The organism is Alteromonas gilva, from assembly GCF_028595265.1.
GTDB lineage: Bacteria > Pseudomonadota > Gammaproteobacteria > Enterobacterales > Alteromonadaceae > Alteromonas > Alteromonas gilva.
The window spans coordinates 373,126-396,099 of record NZ_JAQQXP010000002.1 but is presented as its reverse complement, the minus strand read 5'-3'; the positions used below and the strand labels follow the sequence as shown (position 1 = coordinate 396,099).

At 51.1% G+C, this 22,974-nt stretch carries 22 protein-coding genes; 12 read left to right on the top strand and 10 right to left on the bottom strand.

The annotated features are described in order from the left end of the window. Positions 1-5: 5 nt before the first annotated feature. A complete protein-coding gene (locus tag OIK42_RS15400; protein WP_273641941.1) occupies positions 6-704 on the top strand; it encodes a glycerophosphodiester phosphodiesterase in 699 nt (232 codons plus the stop codon). Between the two features lie 30 nt (positions 705-734). Here OIK42_RS15400 and OIK42_RS15395 read toward each other — a convergent pair whose 3' ends face one another. The 4 genes from OIK42_RS15395 to gpmM form a co-directional block, all read right to left on the bottom strand. Beyond that, complete coding sequence (locus tag OIK42_RS15395) at positions 735-1,151, bottom strand: MerC domain-containing protein (RefSeq protein ID WP_273641940.1); 417 nt, start codon at positions 1,149-1,151, stop codon at positions 735-737. A 157-nt stretch (positions 1,152-1,308) separates the two neighbouring features. Further along, positions 1,309-2,136, bottom strand: a complete 828-nt coding sequence (locus OIK42_RS15390; protein WP_273641939.1) for a divergent polysaccharide deacetylase family protein — start codon at positions 2,134-2,136, stop codon at positions 1,309-1,311. 102 nt (positions 2,137-2,238) lie between these two features. Continuing rightward, positions 2,239-3,396 carry a murein hydrolase activator EnvC family protein gene (locus OIK42_RS15385; RefSeq protein ID WP_273641938.1) on the bottom strand — a complete coding sequence of 386 codons (1,158 nt, stop codon included), beginning with the start codon at positions 3,394-3,396 and terminating at the stop codon, positions 2,239-2,241. Positions 3,397-3,405: 9 nt separating this feature from the next. Further along, positions 3,406-4,941, bottom strand: a complete 1,536-nt coding sequence (gene gpmM, locus OIK42_RS15380; protein ID WP_273641937.1) for a 2,3-bisphosphoglycerate-independent phosphoglycerate mutase — start codon at positions 4,939-4,941, stop codon at positions 3,406-3,408. A 371-nt stretch (positions 4,942-5,312) separates the two neighbouring features. Here gpmM and OIK42_RS15375 point away from each other — a divergent pair, with 371 nt between their 5' ends. From OIK42_RS15375 to gpsA, 4 genes are read left to right on the top strand one after another with little or no spacing between them, the layout of a single operon-like run. After that, the gene (locus OIK42_RS15375) at positions 5,313-5,738 is read left to right on the top strand and encodes a rhodanese-like domain-containing protein (RefSeq protein ID WP_273641936.1); all 426 of its coding nucleotides are present in this window, start codon (positions 5,313-5,315) and stop codon (positions 5,736-5,738) included. Positions 5,739-5,758: 20 nt separating this feature from the next. After that, positions 5,759-6,016: a glutaredoxin 3 gene (gene grxC, locus OIK42_RS15370; protein ID WP_273641935.1), complete on the top strand. Its 258-nt coding sequence runs from the start codon at positions 5,759-5,761 to the stop codon at positions 6,014-6,016. A 34-nt stretch (positions 6,017-6,050) separates the two neighbouring features. Then, positions 6,051-6,560, top strand: coding sequence for a protein-export chaperone SecB (secB, locus tag OIK42_RS15365; RefSeq protein WP_273641934.1), 510 nt, complete (start codon positions 6,051-6,053; stop codon positions 6,558-6,560). Positions 6,561-6,568: 8 nt separating this feature from the next. Further along, positions 6,569-7,570 carry an NAD(P)H-dependent glycerol-3-phosphate dehydrogenase gene (gene gpsA, locus OIK42_RS15360; protein WP_273641933.1) on the top strand — a complete coding sequence of 334 codons (1,002 nt, stop codon included), beginning with the start codon at positions 6,569-6,571 and terminating at the stop codon, positions 7,568-7,570. Between the two features lie 62 nt (positions 7,571-7,632). Here gpsA and OIK42_RS15355 read toward each other — a convergent pair whose 3' ends face one another. The 4 genes from OIK42_RS15355 to OIK42_RS15340 all read right to left on the bottom strand — a co-directional run bounded on the left by OIK42_RS15355 (position 7,633) and on the right by OIK42_RS15340 (position 10,121). Then, on the bottom strand, positions 7,633-7,854 hold the full coding sequence (locus OIK42_RS15355; protein ID WP_273641932.1) for a DUF2061 domain-containing protein: 222 nt from the start codon (positions 7,852-7,854) through the stop codon (positions 7,633-7,635). A gap of 244 nt (positions 7,855-8,098) precedes the next feature. Further along, the gene (gene trmL, locus OIK42_RS15350; protein WP_273641931.1) at positions 8,099-8,563 is read right to left on the bottom strand and encodes a tRNA (uridine(34)/cytosine(34)/5-carboxymethylaminomethyluridine(34)-2'-O)-methyltransferase TrmL; all 465 of its coding nucleotides are present in this window, start codon (positions 8,561-8,563) and stop codon (positions 8,099-8,101) included. 94 nt (positions 8,564-8,657) lie between these two features. Next, on the bottom strand, positions 8,658-9,635 hold the full coding sequence (locus OIK42_RS15345) for an alpha/beta fold hydrolase (RefSeq protein WP_273641929.1): 978 nt from the start codon (positions 9,633-9,635) through the stop codon (positions 8,658-8,660). Positions 9,636-9,704: 69 nt separating this feature from the next. Then, entirely contained in the window at positions 9,705-10,121 is a 417-nt protein-coding gene (locus OIK42_RS15340) for a methylglyoxal synthase (protein WP_273641928.1), read from the bottom strand. 495 nt (positions 10,122-10,616) lie between these two features. On the opposite strand from OIK42_RS15340, the gene argC reads away from it, so the two are divergent. The 7 genes from argC to OIK42_RS15305 all read left to right on the top strand — a co-directional run bounded on the left by argC (position 10,617) and on the right by OIK42_RS15305 (position 18,287). Next, complete coding sequence (argC, locus tag OIK42_RS15335; protein WP_273641927.1) at positions 10,617-11,636, top strand: N-acetyl-gamma-glutamyl-phosphate reductase; 1,020 nt, start codon at positions 10,617-10,619, stop codon at positions 11,634-11,636. Further along, positions 11,629-12,420 carry an acetylglutamate kinase gene (gene argB / locus OIK42_RS15330; RefSeq protein ID WP_273641926.1) on the top strand — a complete coding sequence of 264 codons (792 nt, stop codon included), beginning with the start codon at positions 11,629-11,631 and terminating at the stop codon, positions 12,418-12,420. The genes argC and argB overlap by 8 nt, the downstream gene beginning before the upstream one ends. 1 nt (position 12,421) lies before the next feature. Next, complete coding sequence (locus tag OIK42_RS15325) at positions 12,422-13,333, top strand: ornithine carbamoyltransferase (protein ID WP_273641925.1); 912 nt, start codon at positions 12,422-12,424, stop codon at positions 13,331-13,333. A 13-nt stretch (positions 13,334-13,346) separates the two neighbouring features. Further along, the gene (locus OIK42_RS15320; protein WP_273641924.1) at positions 13,347-14,558 is read left to right on the top strand and encodes an argininosuccinate synthase; all 1,212 of its coding nucleotides are present in this window, start codon (positions 13,347-13,349) and stop codon (positions 14,556-14,558) included. Continuing rightward, complete coding sequence (argH, locus tag OIK42_RS15315; RefSeq protein WP_273641923.1) at positions 14,558-15,940, top strand: argininosuccinate lyase; 1,383 nt, start codon at positions 14,558-14,560, stop codon at positions 15,938-15,940. The genes OIK42_RS15320 and argH overlap by 1 nt, the downstream gene beginning before the upstream one ends. A gap of 5 nt (positions 15,941-15,945) precedes the next feature. Further along, positions 15,946-17,256 carry an amino-acid N-acetyltransferase gene (argA, locus tag OIK42_RS15310; protein ID WP_273641921.1) on the top strand — a complete coding sequence of 437 codons (1,311 nt, stop codon included), beginning with the start codon at positions 15,946-15,948 and terminating at the stop codon, positions 17,254-17,256. Positions 17,257-17,396: 140 nt separating this feature from the next. Then, the gene (locus tag OIK42_RS15305; protein WP_273641920.1) at positions 17,397-18,287 is read left to right on the top strand and encodes an alpha/beta hydrolase family protein; all 891 of its coding nucleotides are present in this window, start codon (positions 17,397-17,399) and stop codon (positions 18,285-18,287) included. Positions 18,288-18,412: 125 nt separating this feature from the next. On the opposite strand, the gene OIK42_RS15300 is transcribed toward OIK42_RS15305, so the two are convergent. Next, on the bottom strand, positions 18,413-20,104 hold the full coding sequence (locus OIK42_RS15300) for an NAD-dependent malic enzyme (RefSeq protein WP_273641919.1): 1,692 nt from the start codon (positions 20,102-20,104) through the stop codon (positions 18,413-18,415). A 171-nt stretch (positions 20,105-20,275) separates the two neighbouring features. Further along, the gene (locus tag OIK42_RS15295; protein WP_273641918.1) at positions 20,276-22,948 is read right to left on the bottom strand and encodes a penicillin-binding protein 1A; all 2,673 of its coding nucleotides are present in this window, start codon (positions 22,946-22,948) and stop codon (positions 20,276-20,278) included. Between the last annotated feature and the right edge of the window lie 26 nt (positions 22,949-22,974).

The following is a 22,974-nucleotide window of genomic DNA, read 5'->3' as shown; positions in this document are numbered from 1 at the left end:
TCGCTATGTGGATCCTTGGTCATCGCGGCGCCAGTGCCGCGGCTCCCGAAAATACGCTGGCCGCATTTTCGCTGGCGATGTCTCAGCTCGCTACCGGCGTAGAACTTGACACTTATCAGGTTGAGAACAATAACGTGGTTATCCACGATCGCTGGCTTAATCGCACGACCAACGGCAAAGGCATGGTCACCAGTCACTCTCTGTCTCAGTTACGCAAACTTGATGCAGGGCATGGCGAAGTAATACCGCTGCTGGGCGAAGTTTTTACATTGATGCCGCCCCACGCCATCATTAACGTTGAGATTAAGCATCTCACTGACATCTCGCTATGGCTGAGTGCCATTCACAACGACCTGAGCAGCAGCGGGTTTCCAACTGAAAATGTCATTGTATCGTCATTCAATCACCGCTGGCTGAGGCATATCAAAGGGGCCTGGCCAGAGGTAAAAATTGGTGCGCTTACCGCAACGTATCCTGAAAACGGCCTTGGCTTTGCTAACGATCTTGATGCCTACTCATTGCATATGGCACTGGATGTGGTGGATGAATACTACGTCAGAGAGGCGCGCCAGGCTGGCCTCAAGGTGTTGGTATATACCGTTGATTATCCTGATGATATGTTAATGCTGCAGGCTTGGGGAGTCGATGGGATTTTTACTAACGTACCGGATCTGGCGCGGCGCACATTGCTCTGCGATGAGTAACGGTGATGAGCAAGCTGTTGCTGACCACCGTTAGCGGCGGCTATCTGCCAGATGTTGCGATACCACCTTGCCCTTACAGCAACGACATTTGCGGCACAAACGCATGTTCAGCCAGTGCCCGATAATAATCAGTGCAGCACCTACCGCGATGGTGAAAGGCTCGCCTGACTCACCAAACATATCCTTAAACCAGTATATTGCGCCGCCACTCAGCAACAACAACAAAGGATATACCTTACCGTGGTATTTAACCGCACCAGCAATTAACGCAACGCTGCCAATCAGTATCGACAAACTTAATATCGTGCGCTCAAACCAGGTTTGGCCAAACACACTCGATGCCAGCAGCGGCAACACCGGGATTGCCAGACAATGCAACGCACAAAGCCCGGAGATCCAGATCCCGAGCCGGTCTAAAAACGTTGGATTGTCGATGGGTGTTTGCATAAGTACCTTACCTCTAGTGAATGTTATAATATAACATTTGTAGTTTTTTTCAAGTAAAGTCACAGGTTTTACTTAGGCGTTGTTTTTGCTTTTGTATGGTTCATCAGGCGCGGGCAGTTAATATAGGTTATATCGACACTAATAACAGTGATCGCGTTTATTGTGGCGCTGACGCTGACGTAACGGCGGTGGCTGAGCCTGCATATTCAGCCTCATAAGAGACGGCTTGCCTGAAGTAGTCGCGCATGGGGCGCAAGGTAGCAATGTCGGCCGGCAGGCTGGCAAGCTTACTTTTTAAAAATGCAATGGAGCTGGGATGCGGATGAGCAATGGCAATAACTTTGCCATGGCGCTGCGCTATTCGCAGCATCCGTTGCCACTGAGCGTTCATAAATGCGCTATTGTGTTCATGATCTAAAAACACATGACGCCGTGCGTTGGGTACCCGGTATTGCCGCGCAACCTGCTGAGCCACGGTATTGGCAGTCGTGCGGCTATCCACAAAGAACAAGCCAGTTTGCTTTAAACTGTGCATAACATTTTGCATGGCGCGCCCCGACGCCGTGAGTTGACTGCCCATATGGTTATTCACGCCGATTGCATAAGGCACTGCCGCGAGGGCATCATCAATGGTGCGGGCGATATCTTCGGCAAACATGTCAGCGGTGATAGCGCCGGGCCCAAGCAGTTTGTCGGATCTTGCCTGCATGGGTAAATGCAGCATCACATCACGGGCCTGGGCATGAGCCTGCTCTGCGAAAATACTTCCCTGGGGGGTATGCGGTAATATTGCGAAGGTGACAGCCGCAGGCAGCGCGAAAGCGGCGACATCGGTTGGCCGATATCCCATGTCATCGATGATGATGTAAATTTCTGCCGGCGGGTTAGCCGGTGTCGCCTCCCCAGCCGCGCCTTTCACTCCCTGCGGCAGGCAGGCAATGAACAGCACCAGCCACAGCAGCAACCCTGTAGATAGTTGTTTCAAAGCGCACAGTATCATTATTATTGTTGTTGCTAGCATACCAGCCATGCTGGTAAACACCAACTGCTGGTCACACCGATTGTAGGTGTCTGCGCCAATTGGCGATTAAATTTCTAACCACTGCAATGGATTGAGCGCTTTCCCTTTATGGCGGATTTCAAAATACAAATTGGGCGACGACTGGCCGCCGCTCTGACCAAGTAACGCAACTGTCTCACCTCGGGTGACAGAGTCACCGGCAGAGCGCAGTAATGCCTGATTATGACCATACACCGACATAAACCCATCGCCGTGCTCGATGATCGTGACCAGCCCAAAACCCCGTAGCCAGTCTGCATAGATAACCCGGCCGTGGGCAACGGCTTTTACCGCACTGCCTTCCTGACCATCAATCATAATGCCTTTCCAGCGCACCTGACCCTGGCGACGCTTACCAAACAGTTTGCGTAAACTGCCATCAGCGGGCTTAAGGAGCTTCCCCTTATCCGCGGTTAAACCGGTCAGTTCCTGGGGCAGCTGACTTTCGCGCTGGGCTTTTTCAATGGCTTCTACCAGCGCTTGCTCAGCCTCTCGTAACTGCGCGATGCGGCTTTCGTCACTGGCTATCTTGCTTTCCAGTTTACGCAAGGTTTGCTGACGGTCTTGCTGACGGGCTAACAACTCACTTTGCTGTTGTTCCTGGCGGGCCAGAAGCTGCGTGAGTTCCTGCGCTTTAACCAGTAACTGGGCGTTAACCTGCTCGAGCTCATCGACGCTGCTTTTAAATTTGGTGATTTCTTTTTGGCGCGCCTCATTAAGGTATTTGTAATACGTCAGAATTCGCTCGAAGCGAGCTGCATCTTCCTGGTAAAAAACCATTTTGGCGTAGTCAAAATTACCCGAAATGAAGGCTGATTTTAGCTGCCCGCTCAGCAGCGATTGCTGCTGCTCGATGGCCGTTTCTAACTCTTTGCGCCGCGCATTGAGCGCTTGCTGTTGTTGGCGGGTATCGTCCAACGACGTGCTAATAGCATTTAATTTACGCGCTACCGCGCCGATTTGTTTTTCCGACTCTGCCAACACCTTTTGCAGCGCTTCGGCATCGGTCCGGCTGTCTTGCAGCGCTGCCTGACGCGCTTTCAACTCGTCCTGCAGTGCCTGCAATTCCAGCTCAGCATCTTCACTTTGGGCAACAGCGGTGCCGCAAGGCATGACCACCCCATACAACAATGCCACCAGCAGGACGCTGGTGGCATAAGAGCGAAAACAAACCACTTTACCCATGTATATACATCAGGACTTAAGCGTCATAATCGTCTTGCCGGTCATTTCCTTGGGTTGCTCTATACCCAGTAGGTGCAGCATGGTTGGTGCAACATCACTTAATGTACCGCCGGTCCGCGCTTCTGCATGGCGTCCAAAGTAAATAAACGGCACCGGTTCGCTGGTGTGCGCCGTATGAGCCTGGCCAGTACTGTTATCTACCATCTGCTCGGCATTACCGTGATCAGCGGTAATTAAACATTCACCACCGACTTTCCTGAGTGCTTCGACGACCCGGCCAATGCAGGTATCGACCGCTTCACAGGCTTTAACTGCAGCATCGAAATTGCCGCTGTGGCCAACCATGTCGCCATTCGGGTAATTACAAATGATCACGTCAAACTTGCCCGACTCAATGGCACCTACCAATTCGTCGGTAAGCTTTTCTGAGTTCATTTCGGGCTGTAAATCATAGGTTGCTACGTCTGGCGATGGGATCAGAATACGCTCTTCGCCCTTAAACTCTTTCTCAACGCCGCCGCTGAAGAAAAAGGTGACATGCGCATACTTTTCGGTTTCAGAAATACGTAATTGGGTTTTACCCTGTTTCTCTAACCATTCGCCCAGCACGTTAACCAACTTCTCAGACGGAAACGCTACCGGTGCATCAAAATCAGCAGAGTATTCGGTAAGCATAACGAAGCCAGATAACTCAGGCTTAACAGCCAGTTCAAAACCGTCAAACTCTTTGTCTACGAATACCTGGGTAATTTGACGTGCCCGGTCTGCACGGAAATTCATAAACAAAATAGCGTCGCCATCTTCAACCGCAACACTGTCGCCGATAACCGTAGCGGGTACAAACTCATCATTTTTATCAGCATCGTAAGCGGCTTGCAGGCCTGCAACTGCTGTGTCGGCCTGCCCTTCGCCTTTGCCCTGGGTGATCAGGTCGTAGGCTTTTTTCACGCGATCCCAACGCTTGTCACGGTCCATCGCAAAATAACGACCAATGATGGTTGCCGTTTTACCACAGCCGATTTCCTCAAATACCGCATCGGCCTTTTTCAGCGACGCTTCGGCGCTGCGTGGAGGCGTATCACGGCCATCCAGAAATGCGTGTAAATATATCTTTTTGGCACCGCGCGCTGCAGCCATTTTTATCGCCGCAAAAATATGATCTTCATGACTGTGTACACCACCTGGAGACAGCAGTCCCATGATATGTACAGCTTTGTCCTGACTTACGGCGTCATCGATAGCTTTGCTCAATGCCGGGTTATGTTCAAATTCGCCGTCGGCGATGGATTTGGTGACCTTGGTAAAATCCTGATACACCACGCGTCCGGCCCCAAGATTTACGTGACCTACCTCGGAATTCCCCATTTGGCCGTCAGGTAATCCCACATCCAGGCCTGAACCACTAACAAGTGTATTCGGATAGCTTTTCGTTAATGCATCCAGATTCGGCGTATTGGCCGCCAGAATTGCGTTCTGATCTGGATCCTCACGATATCCCCAGCCATCCATAATGATTAAAGCCAGTGTTTTTTTGGGTTGAGTCATGGGTTCTCCTGTAAAAATGTCATTGCCCGCAGCAGGTATTCCTGCTCGGGTTAAGATTCCAACGTCCCGATGTTTTATATTATTACCACTTATCCCGGGCTTTGGATTGTTCCGTAGGGCGAGGCATGGTGCTATCTTATCAAACCCGCGGGTGGATTGAAGTACATAAAGTAGAAAAATACACCAATCGTTACCATCGGCTTTTTCGTTCAAAAAACAACTATACCCTAATCCTCAGCCACCGCAGGTTTTCTTTTTACGCCAATTACTTATTGTGAACATTTCGGGCAAATCGCAGCAAAGCTGGTTTCTGTTGTTTTTTTCTATATACTTTGCACTCTTTTTTTAAACCGATGCATTGGGAAGACGTAATGGATCAAATCATCGAATTTGCCAGCAATAACTTCTTACTGGCTGGTATATGGATGGCGCTGGTCATCATGCTCATTTACAGCTACGTAAATGGCCTCATTTCGCCGGTGAAAGAAGTCAGTGTGCATGAGATGACACTGCTTATAAACCGTGAAGATGCGATGGTTCTGGACGTTCGTCCCGCCAACGACTTCAAAGCAGGTCACATCACCGGCGCGCGACAAATTAAACCCGAAGAGCTGCGAGAAAAGGACTTTACCAAGCTTGAAAAACACAAAGACACGCCCATTATAGTGGTTTGTGCCATGGGCAACAGCGCCCGCAGTGCTGCCGCGGCGATGACCAAAGACGGGTTCAGCAAAGTCCACGTGTTAAAAGGCGGCATGAATGCCTGGACACAGGCCGGACTGCCAGTCGCCAAATAATTACAAGCGAGGCCACCATTGTGAGTAAAGTAGAAATATATACTAAAGCCTATTGTCCTTTTTGTGTTCGCGCTAAAGCGCTGCTCAATAATAAAGGGGTAGAGTTCACAGAATACGCCATAGATGCTGAACCGGCATTACGTGATGTGATGATAAAACGCGCCAACGGGGGTTACACCGTGCCGCAAATATTTATCAACGACCAGCACATTGGCGGCTGTGACGATATGTTAGCGCTGGAAAGACAGCAAAAACTCGATCCGTTGCTGGCCCAATAGTTTCAAAATTACAATATTATAATTAGGTAAAATCATGTCTGACGAAAATCAAACTAACCAAGAAAATGCAGCCGCTGGCGAACAAGCCCAGACCCCGCAATTTAACATTCAGCGTATCTACACTAAAGACATCTCTTTTGAGTCACCTAACGCGCCGACTATTTTCACAAAAGAATGGAAACCAGAAATCAAGCTGGACATCGATACCGCAACCAACAAGCTCGATGGCAATTTGTTTGAGGTAATATTGTCGGTAACGGTCACCGCCTCAATGGGTGAAGAAACCGCTTTCCTGTGTGAAGTTCAACAAGCGGGTATTTTTATGATTGGCGATATGCCAGAGCAAAATAAAGCCCATATGCTTGGCTCTTTCTGCCCGAACACGTTGTTCCCGTATGCGCGCGAAACAATCTCTAACCTGGTTAACCGTGGTACCTTCCCACCGCTTAACCTGGCGCCAGTTAACTTTGACGCTATTTTCGCCGCGTACATGCAAAAACGTGCACAAGAAGCGCAACAATCATCGCAACAGCTCGACGCGTAAGTACTTTCATGAATAACGCATCAGTCACGGTATTGGGAGCAGGGTCCTATGGCACTGCTCTGGCAATATGTTTAGCCCGTAACAACACGCCAACCGTGTTGTGGGGCCGCGATACTGAGCAATTAGCCAGTATGGCGTCAAGCCGCCAAAACCAGCGATATCTGCCTGATGCGCCCTTTCCTGCGGCCCTTGAAATAGAGCCGGATCTCCATAAAGCTGTACAGCACAGCCGGGATATTTTGGTCGTTGTGCCAAGCCACGCATTTAAAGATATGTTGCAACAGCTGGCACCACTGCTCACCGCGCAGCAGCGCATTATCTGGGCCACAAAAGGCCTGGAGCCGGGTAGCGGGCGCCTGTTAAAAGACGTTGCACAGGAAGTGCTGGGCGATGAGATCCCGTTAGCCGTATTGTCCGGCCCAACATTTGCCAAAGAGATGGCGGCAGGATTACCTACTGCTATTTCATTATCCTCTACCGATGATGGATTTATCGATGATATGGCAGCCAAGCTGCACTGCGCGCGGTCATTCAGAGTATACAAAAACCCTGATTTCACCGGCGTGCAACTTGGTGGCGCGGTGAAAAACGTGATCGCCATTGGAGCAGGCCTGGCCGACGGTCTGGGTTTTGGCGCCAACGCACGTACGGCATTAATAACCCGCGGGTTAGCAGAATTGACCCGCCTGGGAGTAAAAATGGGCGCCCAGCCGGAAACCTTTATGGGCATGGCCGGCTTAGGCGATCTGGTATTAACCTGCACCGATAATCAGTCGCGCAATCGTCGCTTTGGCTTAGCCCTGGGCAAAGGCACGTCAGTTGATGATGCCATGGTCGAAATTGGCCAGGTTGTTGAAGGCTATCGAAATACCGAAGAAGTCATGATTTTAGCCCGTAAAGTCGGCGTTGAAATGCCAATTTGCGAGCAGATCTTTGCCGTCCTTTACGAAGGTAAATCGCCAAAAGAGGCAGCACTGACGCTACTTGGCCGCGATCTCAAAAGCGAGTAGTCTGCAGCATTGCTGTTGGTGGCACTCAGCTACCACTACAACCATAACCGCGCGGTTTCAGGCTACAAGTGAGAAATGTGGATCAGTGGGTTGCCAGCAGCCTTAGCGTGTGCGGAGCGCTCTATGCGTAACCACACCTTTTCATGAAAGTAGAACGCCACGGTATTGATGGCAGGCTCCACCAGAGCCATCAACCCGCCAATTAATAAGCTGCCAGTAAGTAAATACGCCACGGCGAAGGCGACCGAAAAATGCATAATCGCAAAAGTCATGGTTTTTTTCACAACGTATTTCCTGTTATTGAATTTACTTTGATTACTATTAACTATTTAATGTAAAACTTATAATTCAATTAATAGATTGGAATTATCAATAAACACTATCAGCCATGCAGAGCGAGAATTAGCAGCGCAAACACGTGGGGTTATCAACACCCATTGCCTGCTGGCTAACCGCAAAGTAGCAGATATTGGCGCGCGCTGAATATGCCTGAATAGCGAACTGGCCGGTATTAGTCGTCAGGTTAACCTAGCGTGCCCCATCGTAGCCAAATTGTCGCCACGACTCATACACAAATACCGATACCGCGTTAGACAAATTCATACTGCGACTGCCCGGCAGCATCGGGATCCGCACGCGCTGTTCAGGCGGCAGTGATTCAATAATGTCATCCGGTAAGCCGCGGGTTTCAGGGCCAAATAAAAGGGCATCGCCTTTTTTATATTGGGCATCGGAGTGAAACATTTTGCCTTTGGTGGTACAGGCAAATACCCTGGCCGGTTTGCGCTCACTGACATAGGCGGCAAAGTCGGGATAGCGTTTTACCTCCGCAAATTCATGATAGTCCAGCCCGGCACGGCGAACACGCTTGTCATCCCATTCAAAGCCCAGCGGCTCAATTAAATGCAACGCGTAGCCGGTATTGGCGCACAAACGAATGATATTGCCGGTGTTCGGTGGAATTTCTGGCTGGTATAAAACGATATCTAACATGTGAGCAACTCATCGCAGGCAAGGAGGGGCATTATGCTGTCATTAGATTGTTTCGTCAAAGCCTGAAAGTGCGTGTTAATGCACAATCAGCAAGCTATTGGCCTGCACTAAAAAACGATAAAATACGCTGTATTACCGGCTGACGGATGGCATCGCATTCAATAAGAATTTCATGTCGGGCGCCGGCCACACTGACGAATTCAGCGCCGGGCATATGCGCTGCAACCCTGGCCTGACGCTGATTGTCCACCACGGTGTCGTTTTGGGCACTAAATACCAGCGCCGGCAGGTGTATTTTTGCGGCGTGATGTTCGATATCCCACATGGCATTGCTGGCGGCTGCCAGCCACTGGGGCGTAACCCCGCCTAACTGAATCTCGGGTTGTTGGCTATACAGCGTTCTGAACAGTTGGTAGCGGGTTTCGCTGGACGTCAGCCGATTGCAGCCAAACGCATCGGCATGGTAATCCCGTTGACCAAAAAAATAGCCTTTGGTACCGGGCAGGGAATTATACAAGCGGCTTAGTCCTATTAGGATCGCCGCCAGCCAGCCTGGTAACGCCGGACGGATACCAAACATGGGCGCGCAAAACACAGCCCGGGCAAAGCAATCAGGCTTTGCCAGTATCGTCAAAGCGCCAATCGCTGCGCCCATCGAGTGACACAGCAAATGCAGAGCACCGCGCTGGCGCGGTGTCACCACGTTATCGATAAACCAACATAAATCATCAACATACTCGTCAAAGTGGTCGACATAACCATGGTGGGGATTACCGCTCATTCTGCCCGACAATCCCTGCCCCCGGTGATCAACAATAAACACGGCAACATTATTGCGATAGAACTCGTAAATCACCTCTTTATATTTGAGCAGCGATTCAATGCGTCCTGAACTTATCAGCACAGAATAACCGGCGTTCTTTGGTATACAATACGCATAATTCACCCGTATACCCGCGACGCCCGCAAAGTTGCCCTGCGTTACATGCTGCTGCCAGAAGGGCTCAATTTGCTCACGAAAGGTCGTGGCCAGATGTTCTTCGCTGCTAAGGTAATACGGCTGATTATTCATCGCTAATAAGAATGGTAACTATGGTGGCTGCCCACGCCAGGTAGTGGGCAGTGGCTGTTTTAGCTTCAGTTATTTTCCGTAATCAGGCATTGCCCGGCGGTGCTCAGTGTCACTGAATAAAGGCGATGTTACCACCAGATCCGCAGTGGCCGGCGTACAGGCTACCGGCACGTTCCACACCGAACACAGGCGCAGTAATGCTTTAACATCAGGGTCATGGGGCGCAGGGTTCAACGGGTCCCAAAAGAAGAACAAGGCGTCGAGCTGGTTTTCCGCAATCAATGCGCCAATTTGCTGATCGCCGCCCAATGGCCCGCTTTTAAAACGCAAAACCTCAAGGCCGGTTTCGTCACTGATTAATTTACCGGTTGTGCCGGTGGCCACTAATTTAAACGGCTCAAGCAGCGCTCTGTGTTGTTTAACCCAGGCAAGTAATTCGGGCTTTTTATGATCATGGGCAACAAGGGCAACGGTTCTCACGGTCATGGCAATTCCTGTTGTTATAGATTCGATTTTTTCTGCACTATGGCAAATAGTGCCACGTACGGCAAGCGAATCCCCTTGCTCAATTGACTATCGCACTGCATAGGTTTCGACTAAACCAGAACAATGTAAATAATTATACATTTTTATTGCATAATTATTCTTATATTGTATTATTGCCCCTAATTACCATTCCATTAGCTGTATACGGCCAAATGAGGTATACCCTGATGGAAGAAAATGACAGGAATAGGACATGAATATTACACACAACCGTCTCTACAGATTGGTTGCACTTGCCCAGTTTAGCTCTCCCCTGGCTGGCTACAATATGCAGTGTGAATGGCGACGATGGATAGTATTATCGCTTAAGAAGTAATTGCACTCGCTGTAGCGCACTTTTTGCCTTTGCGGATTTAACCGGCCTGCTGACAAGCACCGACGCAAAGGTAGAAAGTGTTTTTTTAATTTAAAAACAACCAATTCAACGATCAGATTATGTTTAATGTAGCAATTATAGGTGCCAGCGGTTATGCCGGGGCGCAGTTAGTGAGCTTAGTTACCACTCACCCACATATGACCCTCCAGCATGTAATGGTGTCCGAAAACAGCCAGGATGCCGGCAAAAGCATGGCCGATGTACATGGCAATCTGGCTCATTTAGGTCACCTCAAATTAGAGCCACTGGCGACGCACCGGTTGGCCGAATTAGCCAACAGTATGGACGTTATCTTTCTTGCCACACCGCATGAAGCAAGCCACGACTGGATGGCTGAACTGTCGTCAGGCGCAGCTAAAGTATTTGATTTGTCTGGTGCGTTCAGACTCAAAGATACCGCGGTTTTTGAGCAATTTTATGGCTTTGCCCATACTGCCACCGAATGCCTCAACAAAGCCGTATACGGGTTAGCGGAATACAACAGTGAAGCCATCAGGCAAACCAATATTGTGGCGGTACCGGGCTGCTACCCCACGGCCTCTTTGCTTGCTCTCAAGCCATTGTTTGACGCCGGCATGTTGGATCCATCCGTGCGGCCGGTCATTAACGCGGTGTCAGGAGTGAGTGGCGCGGGTCGCAAAGCCAGTCTGACCACCAGTTTTTATGAAGTAAGTTTGCAGGCCTACGGGGTTCTCGGCCACCGCCATACCCCCGAGATCGAATCACATCTTGGCACGCCGGTGATATTTACCCCCCATCTGGGCAATTTTAAGCGCGGGATTCTTGCCACAATAACGGTTAAGCTCAATGCGGGTAACGGTCAGGACGAACTGGATAATCTCTATCGCACGGTGTATGGTGAGCAGCCTATTGTACGTTTACGCGACAGCTTCCCTAAAATCGATGACGTTGCTTATACGCCCTTTTGCGATTTGCACTGGAAAGTCGATGAGCAGTCTGGCTATGCAGTCATAACCAGTGCCATCGATAACGTCATGAAAGGCGCAGCGTCACAGGCTATGCAGTGCGCTAATTTAACCTTGGGTTTTGCCGCAACAGAGGGATTAGTTAATGGCTGAAATCACACCGCCGGTGGTTATTAAAGTGGGTGGCGCATTGTTAGACAGCCCGCATATTGCTAACCAGTTATTGGCTGAGATCAAAACTTTGCAGGCAAGCACGCCGGTAGTCTTAGTACACGGCGGCGGTCCGCTGGTGGAAACGATGCTCAGCGCAATGCAGCTCACCAGCACCAAAATCGATGGCTTGCGTGTGACTCCCGATGAACAAATGCCATACGTGTGTGGTGCCTTAGCGGGCAGCGCCAATAAGAGTTTGTGCGCAATGGCCATCGCGGCCGGGCTCAACCCGGTAGGATTATCCCTGATGGATGGCGGTATCACCCAGTGCCAGTTACTGGATGAAAAGTATGGCGCTGTAGGTATTCCTGCTACCGGCAAACCTGCATTGCTGGCGCGCTTATTCGAAGGTGGATTTTTACCCGTTATCAGTTCTATCGGCTGTACCGATGAAGGCCGGTTACTGAATGTCAATGCCGATCAGGCTGCCACGGTTATCGCTGAACTGCTCGGCGGTAAGCTGCTGTTGTTATCCAACGTCGATGGGGTACTTGATCAGCACAAAGCGTTAATCAGTGAATTAGATCAGGCCCGGTTGCAAGAAGAAGTCAGCCTTGGCGTAATTAAAGACGGTATGTTGGTGAAAGTCAGCGCCGCTATGCAGGCAGCACAACAACTTAATCAACCGGTAACCATCGCTAACTGGTCGGCGCCGCTGACAGCAATATTGAATAATCAGTCCGGAACCCGCGTGATTCCGGCAACCCAGACTTCTGGAGCATAAAATGAAGCAGGATCTCTTAACCTTTGCCACCTGGACACCAGAACAAATGCAGGCGCTGCTATCACTGGCCGTACAAATTAAACAAACGCCGGCGGCCTACGCACAGGCATTGGCTGGTAAGTCAATTGTGGCGTTGTTTGAAAAGCCATCGCTGCGCACCCGCGTAAGTTTTGATATCGGCATTAACCGTCTTGGCGGCCATATGGTGTATCTGGACAGTCAATCCAACAAACTGGCAGGTCGCGAGGACTCTGTCGATGTGGCGGCCAACCTCGCCTGCTGGGCCGATGCCATTGTTGCCCGGGTGTATTCACATTCGACCCTGGAAACCTTTGCAGAAGCCGCTAAGGTGCCGGTAATCAATGCCCTTTGCGATAAATATCATCCCTGCCAGGGACTGGCTGATTACCTCACTATGTTTGAAAAATTCGGCAGCACCGAGGGCCTGACAATGGCCTATGTAGGCGACGGCAATAATGTTACCCATTCATTACTCATTGTTGGTGCGCTGCTAGGCTGTCATCAGATTGTGGTAACGCCACCAGGGCATGAAGCCGATCAGGAGATTGTTGCCCAGGCCGAAGCCATTGCCGCGAAGACCGGGGTCAAAATTGTTCAGTCGAATGACATAAGCGCGGCCAAAGGGGCCAATGTTATTTATACCGACACCTGGTTATCCATGGGTGATGACACGCCACTGGAAGCCATTAAAGAAAAGTTTATGCCATACCAGGTTAACGAAGCGTTGATGACCATGACCGGCGCCACACATGTGTTGCACTGTCAGCCGGCCCACCGCGACTTGGAAATAACCGGTAGCCTGATGGACAGCGATGCGTCGCTGTTGATGCAACAGGCCGAAAACCGCATGCACGGGCAAAACGCGATACTTACCCATTTATTAGGAGCCTAATCGGGACACTATTATGAGCAAAATTAACAAAGTTGTGCTTGCCTACTCAGGCGGATTAGATACTTCAGCCATTATTCCGTGGCTCAAAGAAAACTACGATTGCGAAGTCGTCGCGTTTGCGGCGGATGTTGGACAGGGCGATGAAGAGCTTGAAGGGCTCTACGAAAAAGCCATCGCTACCGGCGCCAGCGAATGCTATATCGTTGACCTTAAAGAAGAATTCGTTAAAGAATATATATTCCCGACCATTACCACCGGCGCTGTGTACGAAGGTGAATACCTGTTAGGTACGTCAATGGCGCGCCCGGTCATCGCCAAAGCGCAAGTAGAGATAGCCCGTAAAGTTGGCGCCGATGCGCTGTGCCACGGTTGCACCGGTAAAGGTAACGATCAGGTACGTTTTGAGGGAGCTTTCTCAGCACTGGCCCCTGATTTAACCGTAATTGCCCCCTGGCGCGAATGGGACATGGTCTCGCGGGAAGATCTGCTGGCGTACCTGGCTGAACGTAATATCAAGACGACTGCCTCGGCGACGAAAATTTACAGCCGTGACGCAAACGCCTGGCACATATCTCACGAGGGCGGCGAGCTGGAAGATCCATGGTGTGAACCAAGCAAGCAGGTTTGGACCATGACCGTGGATCCGGAAGAAGCGCCTGATACACCCGAGCGCGTCAGTCTTAAGTTTAACGAAGGCGCGTTAACGCACGTTAACGGCCAGAGCGTATCGCCTTATGAAGGACTGGTTGCACTGAATAAACTGGCTGCCGCCCACGGTGTCGGTCGTATCGATATTGTCGAAAACCGTCTGGTTGGTATGAAGTCACGTGGCTGTTACGAAACTCCCGGTGGAACCGTATTGTTAAAAGCGTATAAAGCGCTCGAAACCATGGTGCTGGATAAAGCCTCGCTGAAATACCGTGAACAGCTGGGTCTGGAATTTTCGCACGTGATGTACGATGGCCGTTGGTTTACACCGCTGTGTAACTCCCTGATCGCTGGCGCAGCATCATTTGCCAAATACGTTACCGGCGAAATCGTGGTTAAGCTTTACAAGGGTCAGGCGACCGTTACCCAGCGCCAATCGCCAAACAGCCTGTACTCAGAAGATTTTGCAACCTTTGGTGCCGACGATGTTTACGATCAAAAACACGCCGAAGGCTTTATTCGCCTGTACAGCCTGTCCAGTCGTATTGCTGCAATGAAAAAGCAGGGAGACGAGTAATGGCGTTATGGGGAGGCCGGTTCGCTGCCGGCAGCAGCAGCATGTTCCGTCAGGTGAATGACTCATTACCCTTTGATCAGGTCATGGCCGCGCAGGACATGGAAGGCTCCATCGTGTGGTCACGGGCGCTGGCTAAAGCCGGTGTCTTAACCGACGACGAGCAACAACAGCTTGAATCAGCTCTCAGCGACCTAAAAGCGCAGGCCGAAGCCGGTGAACTCGACTTTGCGGCCAGCGGCGAAGAAGATATCCACAGTTTTGTGGAAGCAGCGCTGATTGATAAGCTCGGCGATGTGGGGCGTAAGCTGCACACCGGTCGCAGCCGTAACGATCAGGTCGCCACCGACTTTCGTTTGTGGTGTCGCACCCACATCGAATCGCTCAAAACTGATGTGACCCAGGTAATGCGCAGTCTGCTCAATACCGCTAGCCGCCATCAACAGGCAATTATTCCGGGCTACACTCACCTACAGCGTGCTCAACCGATTCGCTTTGCCCACTGGTGTCTGGCGTACGTGGAAATGTTTAAACGTGATCTGAGCCGTTTGGATGATTTACATACCCGTATGAATCAGTGCCCCTTAGGCTCCGGCGCACTGGCCGGTACCACCTACCCGGTGGATCGTCAGGAAATTGCCACACAACTGGGGTTTGCCAGCCCCTGCCTGAACAGTTTGGATGCGGTATCCGACCGTGATTTTGTGTTGGAGCTGCTGTTTACTGCCAGCACCAGTATGATGCACTTGTCGCGCCTGGCCGAAGATTTAATTTTTTATAACTCAGGTGAAGCGGGCTTTTTACAGTTAGGCGACAGCGTCACCTCTGGCTCCTCACTGATGCCACAAAAGAAAAACCCCGATGCGCTGGAGTTACTGCGCGGCAAATGTGGCCGGGTGTTTGGTCATCTGCAGGCGCTGCTGGTCACCATGAAAGGCCTGCCGCTGGCCTACAATAAAGATATGCAGGAAGACAAGGAAGGCGCCTTTGACGCAGTGAATCAATGGCACTGCTGTTTATGCATTGCCTGTGAAGTGCTCGACAGCCTGGCACTCAACGAAGAGCGTTGTAGCATTGCCGCTGCCCAGGGCTATTCCAATGCCACTGAACTGGCCGATTACCTGGTAGGTAAAGGGATCCCGTTCAGAACGGCTCACGATATTTCAGGCCAGATAGTATTGCTTGCCCTTGAGCATGACTCACCTATTGAGGATTTGTCGCTTGAACAGCTACAGTCGGTGTGCGGTGATATCGGCGACGACGTTTACCCTGTGCTGCAACTTGAGTACGGCGTAGACAAACGTAATATTCTTGGGGGTACCAGTGCTGAAACAGTCACAAAAGCACTGTATCAGGCGTTGGAAGAACTGGATAAGCTGGGATAACCATTATGGTGCTATCGCATCACGACAGTATTGGCCTGTTTCGCAGTTCCGCACCTTACATCAATGCGCACAGGGGGAAAACCTTTGTCCTGATGTTTGGTGGCGAGGCCATAGAAGAGGAAAACTTTCCTAATATTATTCAGGACATTGCCCTGTTGAGTAGCCTGGGAGTTCGCCTGGTGTTAGTGCATGGAGCGCGACCGCAAATTGATCAGCGCGTGGCGCTGCGTAAAACCGAGGCGCGTTTTAGCCACGACATGCGCATCACCGATAAAGAAACCCTCGAGTGCGTGAAAGACGCAGCCGGTTCGGTACGTTGTCATATTGAAGCGCTGCTGACCATGGGCCTGCCTAACTCGCCCATGCACGGCGCCCGTATACGGGTGTGCACCGGCAATCTGGTAGTGGCTAAGCCCATGGGCGTGCTCGATGGCGTGGATTTTGAAAACACCGGACAGGTTCGCCGCATCGACACCACGGGCATTAACGATCACCTCAACGATGGCTCTATCGTGCTGTTATCGCCTATGGGCTATTCCTCTACCGGTGAAGTGTTTAACTTGTCGCATGAGGATGTCGCCACCCAGGCCGCCATTGCCCTGAAAGCCGATAAGCTCATCGTATTTTCCAACTATGCCGGGATCTTCCGCAAGGACGGCAAACTTCTGAGAACCATTGAGCGCTCACAGTTGGAACAGTTACACCGCGACGCTGAAATCATGACTGAAGACACCGTGATCCGCGCCCTGACCACCAGCGTTGCAGCAGGTATTGCCCGGGCCCATTGTGTCAGCTACGAAACCGACGGCGCGTTATTGCAGGAGCTATTCACCCGCGATGGGGCCGGCTCGCTGGTAATGGAGAATCATTACGAGCAACTGCGCGAAGCTACCATCGACGACGTCGGCGGTATTCTCAACCTGATTAAACCACTGGAAGAGAGCGGCGTGCTGGTTAAACGCTCCCGTGAACGACTGGAAAATGAAATCCACCAGTTTATTGTGATCGAACGTGACGGCATGATCATCGCGTGCGCGGCGCTGTATTTGTACCCTGATGATGGCTCGGCTGAACTGGCTTGTGTTGCTACCCACGCTGACTATCGTGGTAAAAACCGTGGCGAGCGTATTCTTGACGAAGTCAAAGAACGTGCCGCCGCGGCGGGCATTGAACGGCTGTTTGTGCTGACCACCGTTACCGCCCACTGGTTTTTGGATCAGGGCTTTAAGCCTGCCACTATCGATGCGCTGCCAAGCTCTAAAAAAGAGCTCTACAACCTGCAGCGCAAGTCAAAAGTCTTTACCCTCGACGTCTGACCGTCGCGGCATGCAACAGTCACCGGGCAAAGGCTCAGCGACTGTTGCAGTCGTTGACCGGTGCTTACTCTGCGCGCCCTTTAACTTTAGATTGGAATCGTTATAATATCCTACCCACTGGTAAGACCAGAGATTATATTATGCAGCCAGCTGTTCCTGTAACCATTTCCTGCGCCGACAAAACCGCTCTCTCTGCGTTGCTATATCTGCCCGGCGAAAGCCCGGTTTGCGCCGTTATGCTGGCCCCGGCAACCGGCATTAAACAGCGCTTTTACAGCCACTTTGCGCGCTATCTCGCTGAGCAGGGTATTGCGGTACTAACCTACGACAATCGTGGCATCGGCGACTCACCTAAGCACGCTCAGATAATGGCTAACGCAACATTGCAGTGCTGGGGGCAGCAGGACATGCCTGCCGTTTTGGCATACCTGCAAAACAAATTCTCACCAATACCGCTACATTTAATTGGCCATAGCGCGGGCGGACAACTCGCCGGACTAATGCACAATGCAGAGGCATTAAGCAGTATTGTGACCTATGGCAGTTCCTCTGGAAGCCTGCGTAATTTCGCCGCGCCTTATAAATATAAAGCGCATTTTTATATGAACCTGTTTATCCCCCTGACCAACCTGCTGTGCGGCCAAACCCAGTCTCATTGGCTGGGGATGGGCGAGCCCTTACCCAAAGGCGTGGGCGCTCAGTGGCGACGCTGGTGCAACGGTCAGGGCTATGCTAAAACAGAATTTGGCAGCCGAATTCACCAGCACTTTTACGACCGCCTGACGCAACCAGCGCTATGGATCACCGCTACTGACGACGAAATTGTCGTGCCGGAAAACGTCGATGATATTTTATCGCTGTACAACAATCTGCGTGTTACCCAGCAGCACATCTCGCCGGGCGATTATGAACTGGCTGAGCTCGGCCATATGCGGTTTTTTTCTAAACACAGCCAGGCATGCTGGCAATCGATAGTAGACTGGTTGTTAGGCCACTCGTTTAATAAGAAATGTTCTACGGCTTCTCACTAATCACACTTTAACTCCACGTGCGACCAGTAAGTCTGGGGAATTGAACAGCCAAACAAGGCCAGCGCTCAGTAACCTTGTTGCTCAGGTTACGCTGAGACACAGCGCAACCTGAACAGCGCTTCGGTTTATATACTCACTCGCTTATACGGGCGGTATTCGGCGCGCCAGAAATTGCTCTCAATACTGGCCAAAAGGTTTTCGTCAGTCTGCTCCAGCGCTAACCCTTGCTCCATAGCGACTTTTGCCACATCAAAGGCAATTTGTCGGCTCAGGGCAGAGATTTCACGCAATGGCGGCAGCAGTTCGCCTTTACCCGTATTCGCCAGCGGCGATGCACAGGCCAGCGCATTACTTGCTGCCATCAACATCTCATCACTGATTAAGCGCGCTTTGGAGGCCACCACCCCTAAGCCAATGCCAGGGAAGATATAGCTGTTATTGCATTGTGCTACCGGGAAGTGCCGGCCATTATATTCCACCGGTTTAAACGGGCTGCCGGTGGCAATCACCACTTCACCGTCAGTCCATTCGATGACCTGCTCCGGACGGGCCTCGACCTGACGTGACGGGTTACTCAGCGGAAAAATAATCGGCAGTTCAGTATGCCGCTTCATAGCGCTTACCACTTGTTCGGTAAACAAGCCTGGCTGACCAGACACACCAATCATGACTTCAGGTTTGGCGCAGTTAACCACATCCAGTAACGACGGATATTCCCCGCTGTATGACCAATCGACGATGTCGTCGTTGTTGTGTTGTAAACGCTGTTGGAAGTCACGCAGCCCCTCCTGCCCTTCCATGACCAATCCGTAGCGGTCGACCATGAAGATTTGTTTACGCGCCTGGGCATCGCTCAGCCCTTCATGGCACATTTGCTGAATCAGCATCTCGGCAATCCCGCAGCCAGCCGAACCGGCCCCGACAAAAACAATATTCATGTCAGACAGTTTGCTCTGTTTCATACGACAGGCGGCCAGAATAGTGCCCAGCGTTACCGCGGCCGTGCCCTGTATATCATCGTTAAAACAGCACACTTCCTTGCGGTAACGACTCAGCAATGGCATGGCATTGGGTTGGGCGAAATCTTCAAACTGAATAAGCACATCCGGCCAACGACGGGTGACGGCCTTGATGAACATATCCAGAAACTCATCGTACTCGTCCTGGCTGATACGCTTATGACGGGCGCCCATGTACATGGGATCGTTGAGCAGCTTTTCGTTGTTGGTGCCCACATCCAGCATTACCGGCAGCGTGTAAGCCGGCGATATTCCGCCACAGGCGGTGTAGAGTGAAAGCTTACCAATCGGAATACCCATACCGCCGATGCCCTGGTCGCCCAGACCGAGAATGCGCTCGCCATCGGTTACCACGATGACCTTTACTTTACGTTTGGTGGCGTTGCGAACGATATCATCAATTTGATGGCGTTCTTCCCAGGAAATAAACAAGCCGCGGGAGCTACGGTAGATATCCGAAAATTGCTCACAGGCATCACCCACCGTCGGGGTATAGATGATTGGCATCATCTCTTCGATGTGCGACTGAATAAGCCGGTAGAATAAGGTTTCGTTGTTATCCTGAATTGCGCGCAGGTAAATGTGTTTATTGAGCGGATCGTCAAAGGTATTGTATTGCATGAAGGCCCGTTCAACCTGTTCTTCGATAGTCTCATAGCGGGGTGGCAACAACCCGGTGAGATTAAAGCGTGCGCGCTCTTTAACCGTAAAGGCACTGCCTTTGTTCAATAGTGGCGTTTCCAGAAGCGACGGCCCGGCATGCGGGATGTACAAATACCTCTTATCGTCATCAGACATTATTATTTAACCATTTATTATCGTTTTAGCGAGGGTCTGCTGACCTTTGCTATGCATTTTTTCAGCACTTTTTTACTATTTAAACCAGACGGCTGTTGTAGACCCGGAGGGCCTGAAGCTACAACTGCCAACAACGTAAAAATAGCACGCAGGCGCTATATCTCGCAGACGCTAGAATATATCATCAACATCTACATTCGTTTTATCTTCTCCTGTGGAGTCGTCCAGCTCATCGTCCAACACATAGACAGTGGGTTGGGTTCCTCTCAGGAAGTATTCAAACAGTGTGGTATCGTCTGTGCGCCGGGTCAACTTTCCACTGGTACGATCTATGCGTACCCTGACGATATCGGCGGGCACTGGCATAGGCGCTTCGGGTACGTCATTCAGTGCCGTTTGCATAAATCGAATCCAGGCTGGCTGCGCGGCCATGGCGCCGCTCTCAGTACCAATCATGGCATTTCCTATCCAGCTAAAGCGTTCGGGATCTCTTGCTGCTAACGGCTGATTATAGGTGGTGCGGCCGAGTTGCCTGTTCATGTCATCAAAGCCCACCCAAGCGGTGGCGACAAGTTTACGATTAAAGCCACTAAACCAGGCATCCCGTGAATCATTGGTGGTACCGGTTTTACCGGCCAGATCGTCGCGTTTTAATATCAGACTGGCTCGCCACCCGGTACCACGCCAGTCCGTCCAACTACCATTAACCCGCACCGCGGTTCGCATCATATCGGCCACCAGAAACGCGTTCTGGGCTGAGATAACCCGCGGCGCCAACGGGGTGTTCTCAGGCTCTGACTGGACAGACTGGTTCAGCTCAGCGGCCAGCATAGCCTCAACATCAGCCTCAGCATCAGCTTCGGCATTCGCCGCGCCACTGCTCTCTGCAAATGCCTGTTGTCGGGCTTCGTCGCAGTCAACGTTATCGCAAGCCAAACTGGGGGTATGCTGCCAGAGCATCCTGCCGTTTTCATCGAGGACGCGATCAATAAAATAGGGCTGAATAAGAAACCCACCATTGGCGATGGTGGCCATCCCACGTACCACTTCCAGCGGTGTATGAGAACTGGAGCCCAGGGATACGGTTTCATCCCGGGAGATATCGGCTTTGTCCAAACCAAAACGGGTAAGGTGTTCTATGGTATTGTCGAGGCCGACGCCCCGCAGTAAACGAACTGATACTACGTTTTTAGATTTCCCCAGGGCGATACGCATGCGGATCGGACCATCATATTCCGCGGGTGAATTTTGTGGCCGCCAGGCAACGCCTGTGGCTTCGTCCCATTCGTTGATGGGCGCATCGTTGATCACACTGGCAATGGTATAGCCGTTTTCCAGCGCGGCCGAATAAACAAACGGCTTAATGTTCGAGCCCACCTGACGTTTTGCCTGCGTGGCCCGATTAAACTGGCTCTCGTAAAAACTGTACCCGCCTACAATCGCCTGCACCGCACCATTATTGGGATCAAGCGCCACCAGCGCACCGCTGGCATCAGGCAACTGAGCCAGCCGCCACAGGTCATCCTGTTCGCGGATATACACAATATCACCCGCGGCAACAATGTCAGAGGCGGTGTCAGGTGGCTGCCCCTGGCGGCTGTCATGGATATACGGTCTTGCCCAGTCCATACCCTGCCACTCAATTGTGCGCTCAGTGCCCGCGCTGTCGCGCGTTATAAACGTTTTTTCATCAACGCTGGTCACTACAACCGGTCTGACAAACCCATAAGCACCGATGTTAGCCAAGGCATCATTCACATCGTTTTCGTCAATATCACAGGGCCAGTTTACGTAGAGTGGCTGAGCTGCGCATTCCTCCTCCGCTTTGGCTTCGCCCTTTGCAGCATTATCGTTGTTAGCCTGCAATGGCCATAACCGCGCCACCGCACCACGATAGCCGTGACGTTCATCGTAATCATGTAAGTTTTGTTTAACCGCGTGTTGTGCGGCTTGTTGCAGTGTTGAACTGGCAGTGGCATACACCTGATAACCGCCGGTTTCGGCCTCTTCTTTACCGTACAGGTTGACCATTTCTGAATAAATCAAATCAGCCAGATACGGCGCATCCAGTTCAATTTCGGCACCATGCTTTTTAGCGGTGACCGGGGCCGAGTTTGCTTCATTAAACTGCGCTTTAGTGATAAACCCTTCGTCGAGCATACGCAACAACACAATGCGACGCCGTTCCAGAGAGCGCTCAGGGCGGCTAATCGGATTGAGCACCGAGGGTGCCTGTGGCAGGCCGGCCAGTGTGGCAATCTGGGCCAGGCTTAACTCGTTTAATTTCTTACCGTAGTAAACTTGTGCGGCAGCGCCAAAGCCAAATGAGCGATGCCCCAGTTCAATTTTGTTGAGGTAAAGCTCAAAGATTTCATCCTTGCTTAACTCCGCCTCCATATGCAGGGCAATAAACACTTCTTTAATCTTGCGGATGTAGGTTTTTTCGCGGGTTAGAAAAAAGCCACGCGCCAGTTGCTGGGTCAGTGTACTGGCCCCCTGACTTTTTTCGCCAGTCAGCACCAGATTAATGAAAGCACGGGTAATGCCGATAGGATCAATACCGAAATGTTTATAAAACCGGCTGTCTTCGGTAGCCAGAATCGCTTTTTGTAATAATTCCGGTGTTTCGTCTAAGGTTACCGGAATACGCCTTTTTACGCCGTATTGTGAAATTAGCTTGCCGTCATGGGTATAAATACGCATGGGGGTTTGCAGTCGCACATCCTTAAGGATGGCAACGCTGGGCAAGTCAGGTTTCATATAAAAATAGATACCCGTTAACGTTACACTGCCAAGTAACGCGGCGACAAATCCAACTAATAGTACGGTTTTTAAATATTTCACAATAAGAATGAACAGGGCTTTTTTGC

Excerpts from the sequence above, each read along its gene's own strand:
- OIK42_RS15340 (WP_273641928.1), bottom strand. The coding sequence starts at position 10,121 with ATGACCGTGAGAACCGTTGCCCTTGTTGCCCATGATCATAAAAAGCCC.
- trmL (WP_273641931.1), bottom strand. The coding sequence starts at position 8,563 with ATGTTAGATATCGTTTTATACCAGCCAGAAATTCCACCGAACACCGGC.
- OIK42_RS15385 (WP_273641938.1), bottom strand. The coding sequence starts at position 3,396 with ATGGGTAAAGTGGTTTGTTTTCGCTCTTATGCCACCAGCGTCCTGCTG.
- OIK42_RS15300 (WP_273641919.1), bottom strand. The coding sequence starts at position 20,104 with ATGTCTGATGACGATAAGAGGTATTTGTACATCCCGCATGCCGGGCCG.
- secB (WP_273641934.1), top strand. The coding sequence starts at position 6,051 with ATGTCTGACGAAAATCAAACTAACCAAGAAAATGCAGCCGCTGGCGAA.
- OIK42_RS15325 (WP_273641925.1), top strand. The coding sequence starts at position 12,422 with ATGAAGCAGGATCTCTTAACCTTTGCCACCTGGACACCAGAACAAATG.
- gpmM (WP_273641937.1), bottom strand. The coding sequence starts at position 4,941 with ATGACTCAACCCAAAAAAACACTGGCTTTAATCATTATGGATGGCTGG.
- OIK42_RS15320 (WP_273641924.1), top strand. The coding sequence starts at position 13,347 with ATGAGCAAAATTAACAAAGTTGTGCTTGCCTACTCAGGCGGATTAGAT.
- argA (WP_273641921.1), top strand. The coding sequence starts at position 15,946 with ATGGTGCTATCGCATCACGACAGTATTGGCCTGTTTCGCAGTTCCGCA.
- OIK42_RS15400 (WP_273641941.1), top strand. The coding sequence starts at position 6 with ATGTGGATCCTTGGTCATCGCGGCGCCAGTGCCGCGGCTCCCGAAAAT.
- OIK42_RS15375 (WP_273641936.1), top strand. The coding sequence starts at position 5,313 with ATGGATCAAATCATCGAATTTGCCAGCAATAACTTCTTACTGGCTGGT.
- argH (WP_273641923.1), top strand. The coding sequence starts at position 14,558 with ATGGCGTTATGGGGAGGCCGGTTCGCTGCCGGCAGCAGCAGCATGTTC.
- OIK42_RS15345 (WP_273641929.1), bottom strand. The coding sequence starts at position 9,635 with ATGAATAATCAGCCGTATTACCTTAGCAGCGAAGAACATCTGGCCACG.
- OIK42_RS15305 (WP_273641920.1), top strand. The coding sequence starts at position 17,397 with ATGCAGCCAGCTGTTCCTGTAACCATTTCCTGCGCCGACAAAACCGCT.
- gpsA (WP_273641933.1), top strand. The coding sequence starts at position 6,569 with ATGAATAACGCATCAGTCACGGTATTGGGAGCAGGGTCCTATGGCACT.
- argB (WP_273641926.1), top strand. The coding sequence starts at position 11,629 with ATGGCTGAAATCACACCGCCGGTGGTTATTAAAGTGGGTGGCGCATTG.
- argC (WP_273641927.1), top strand. The coding sequence starts at position 10,617 with ATGTTTAATGTAGCAATTATAGGTGCCAGCGGTTATGCCGGGGCGCAG.
- OIK42_RS15395 (WP_273641940.1), bottom strand. The coding sequence starts at position 1,151 with ATGCAAACACCCATCGACAATCCAACGTTTTTAGACCGGCTCGGGATC.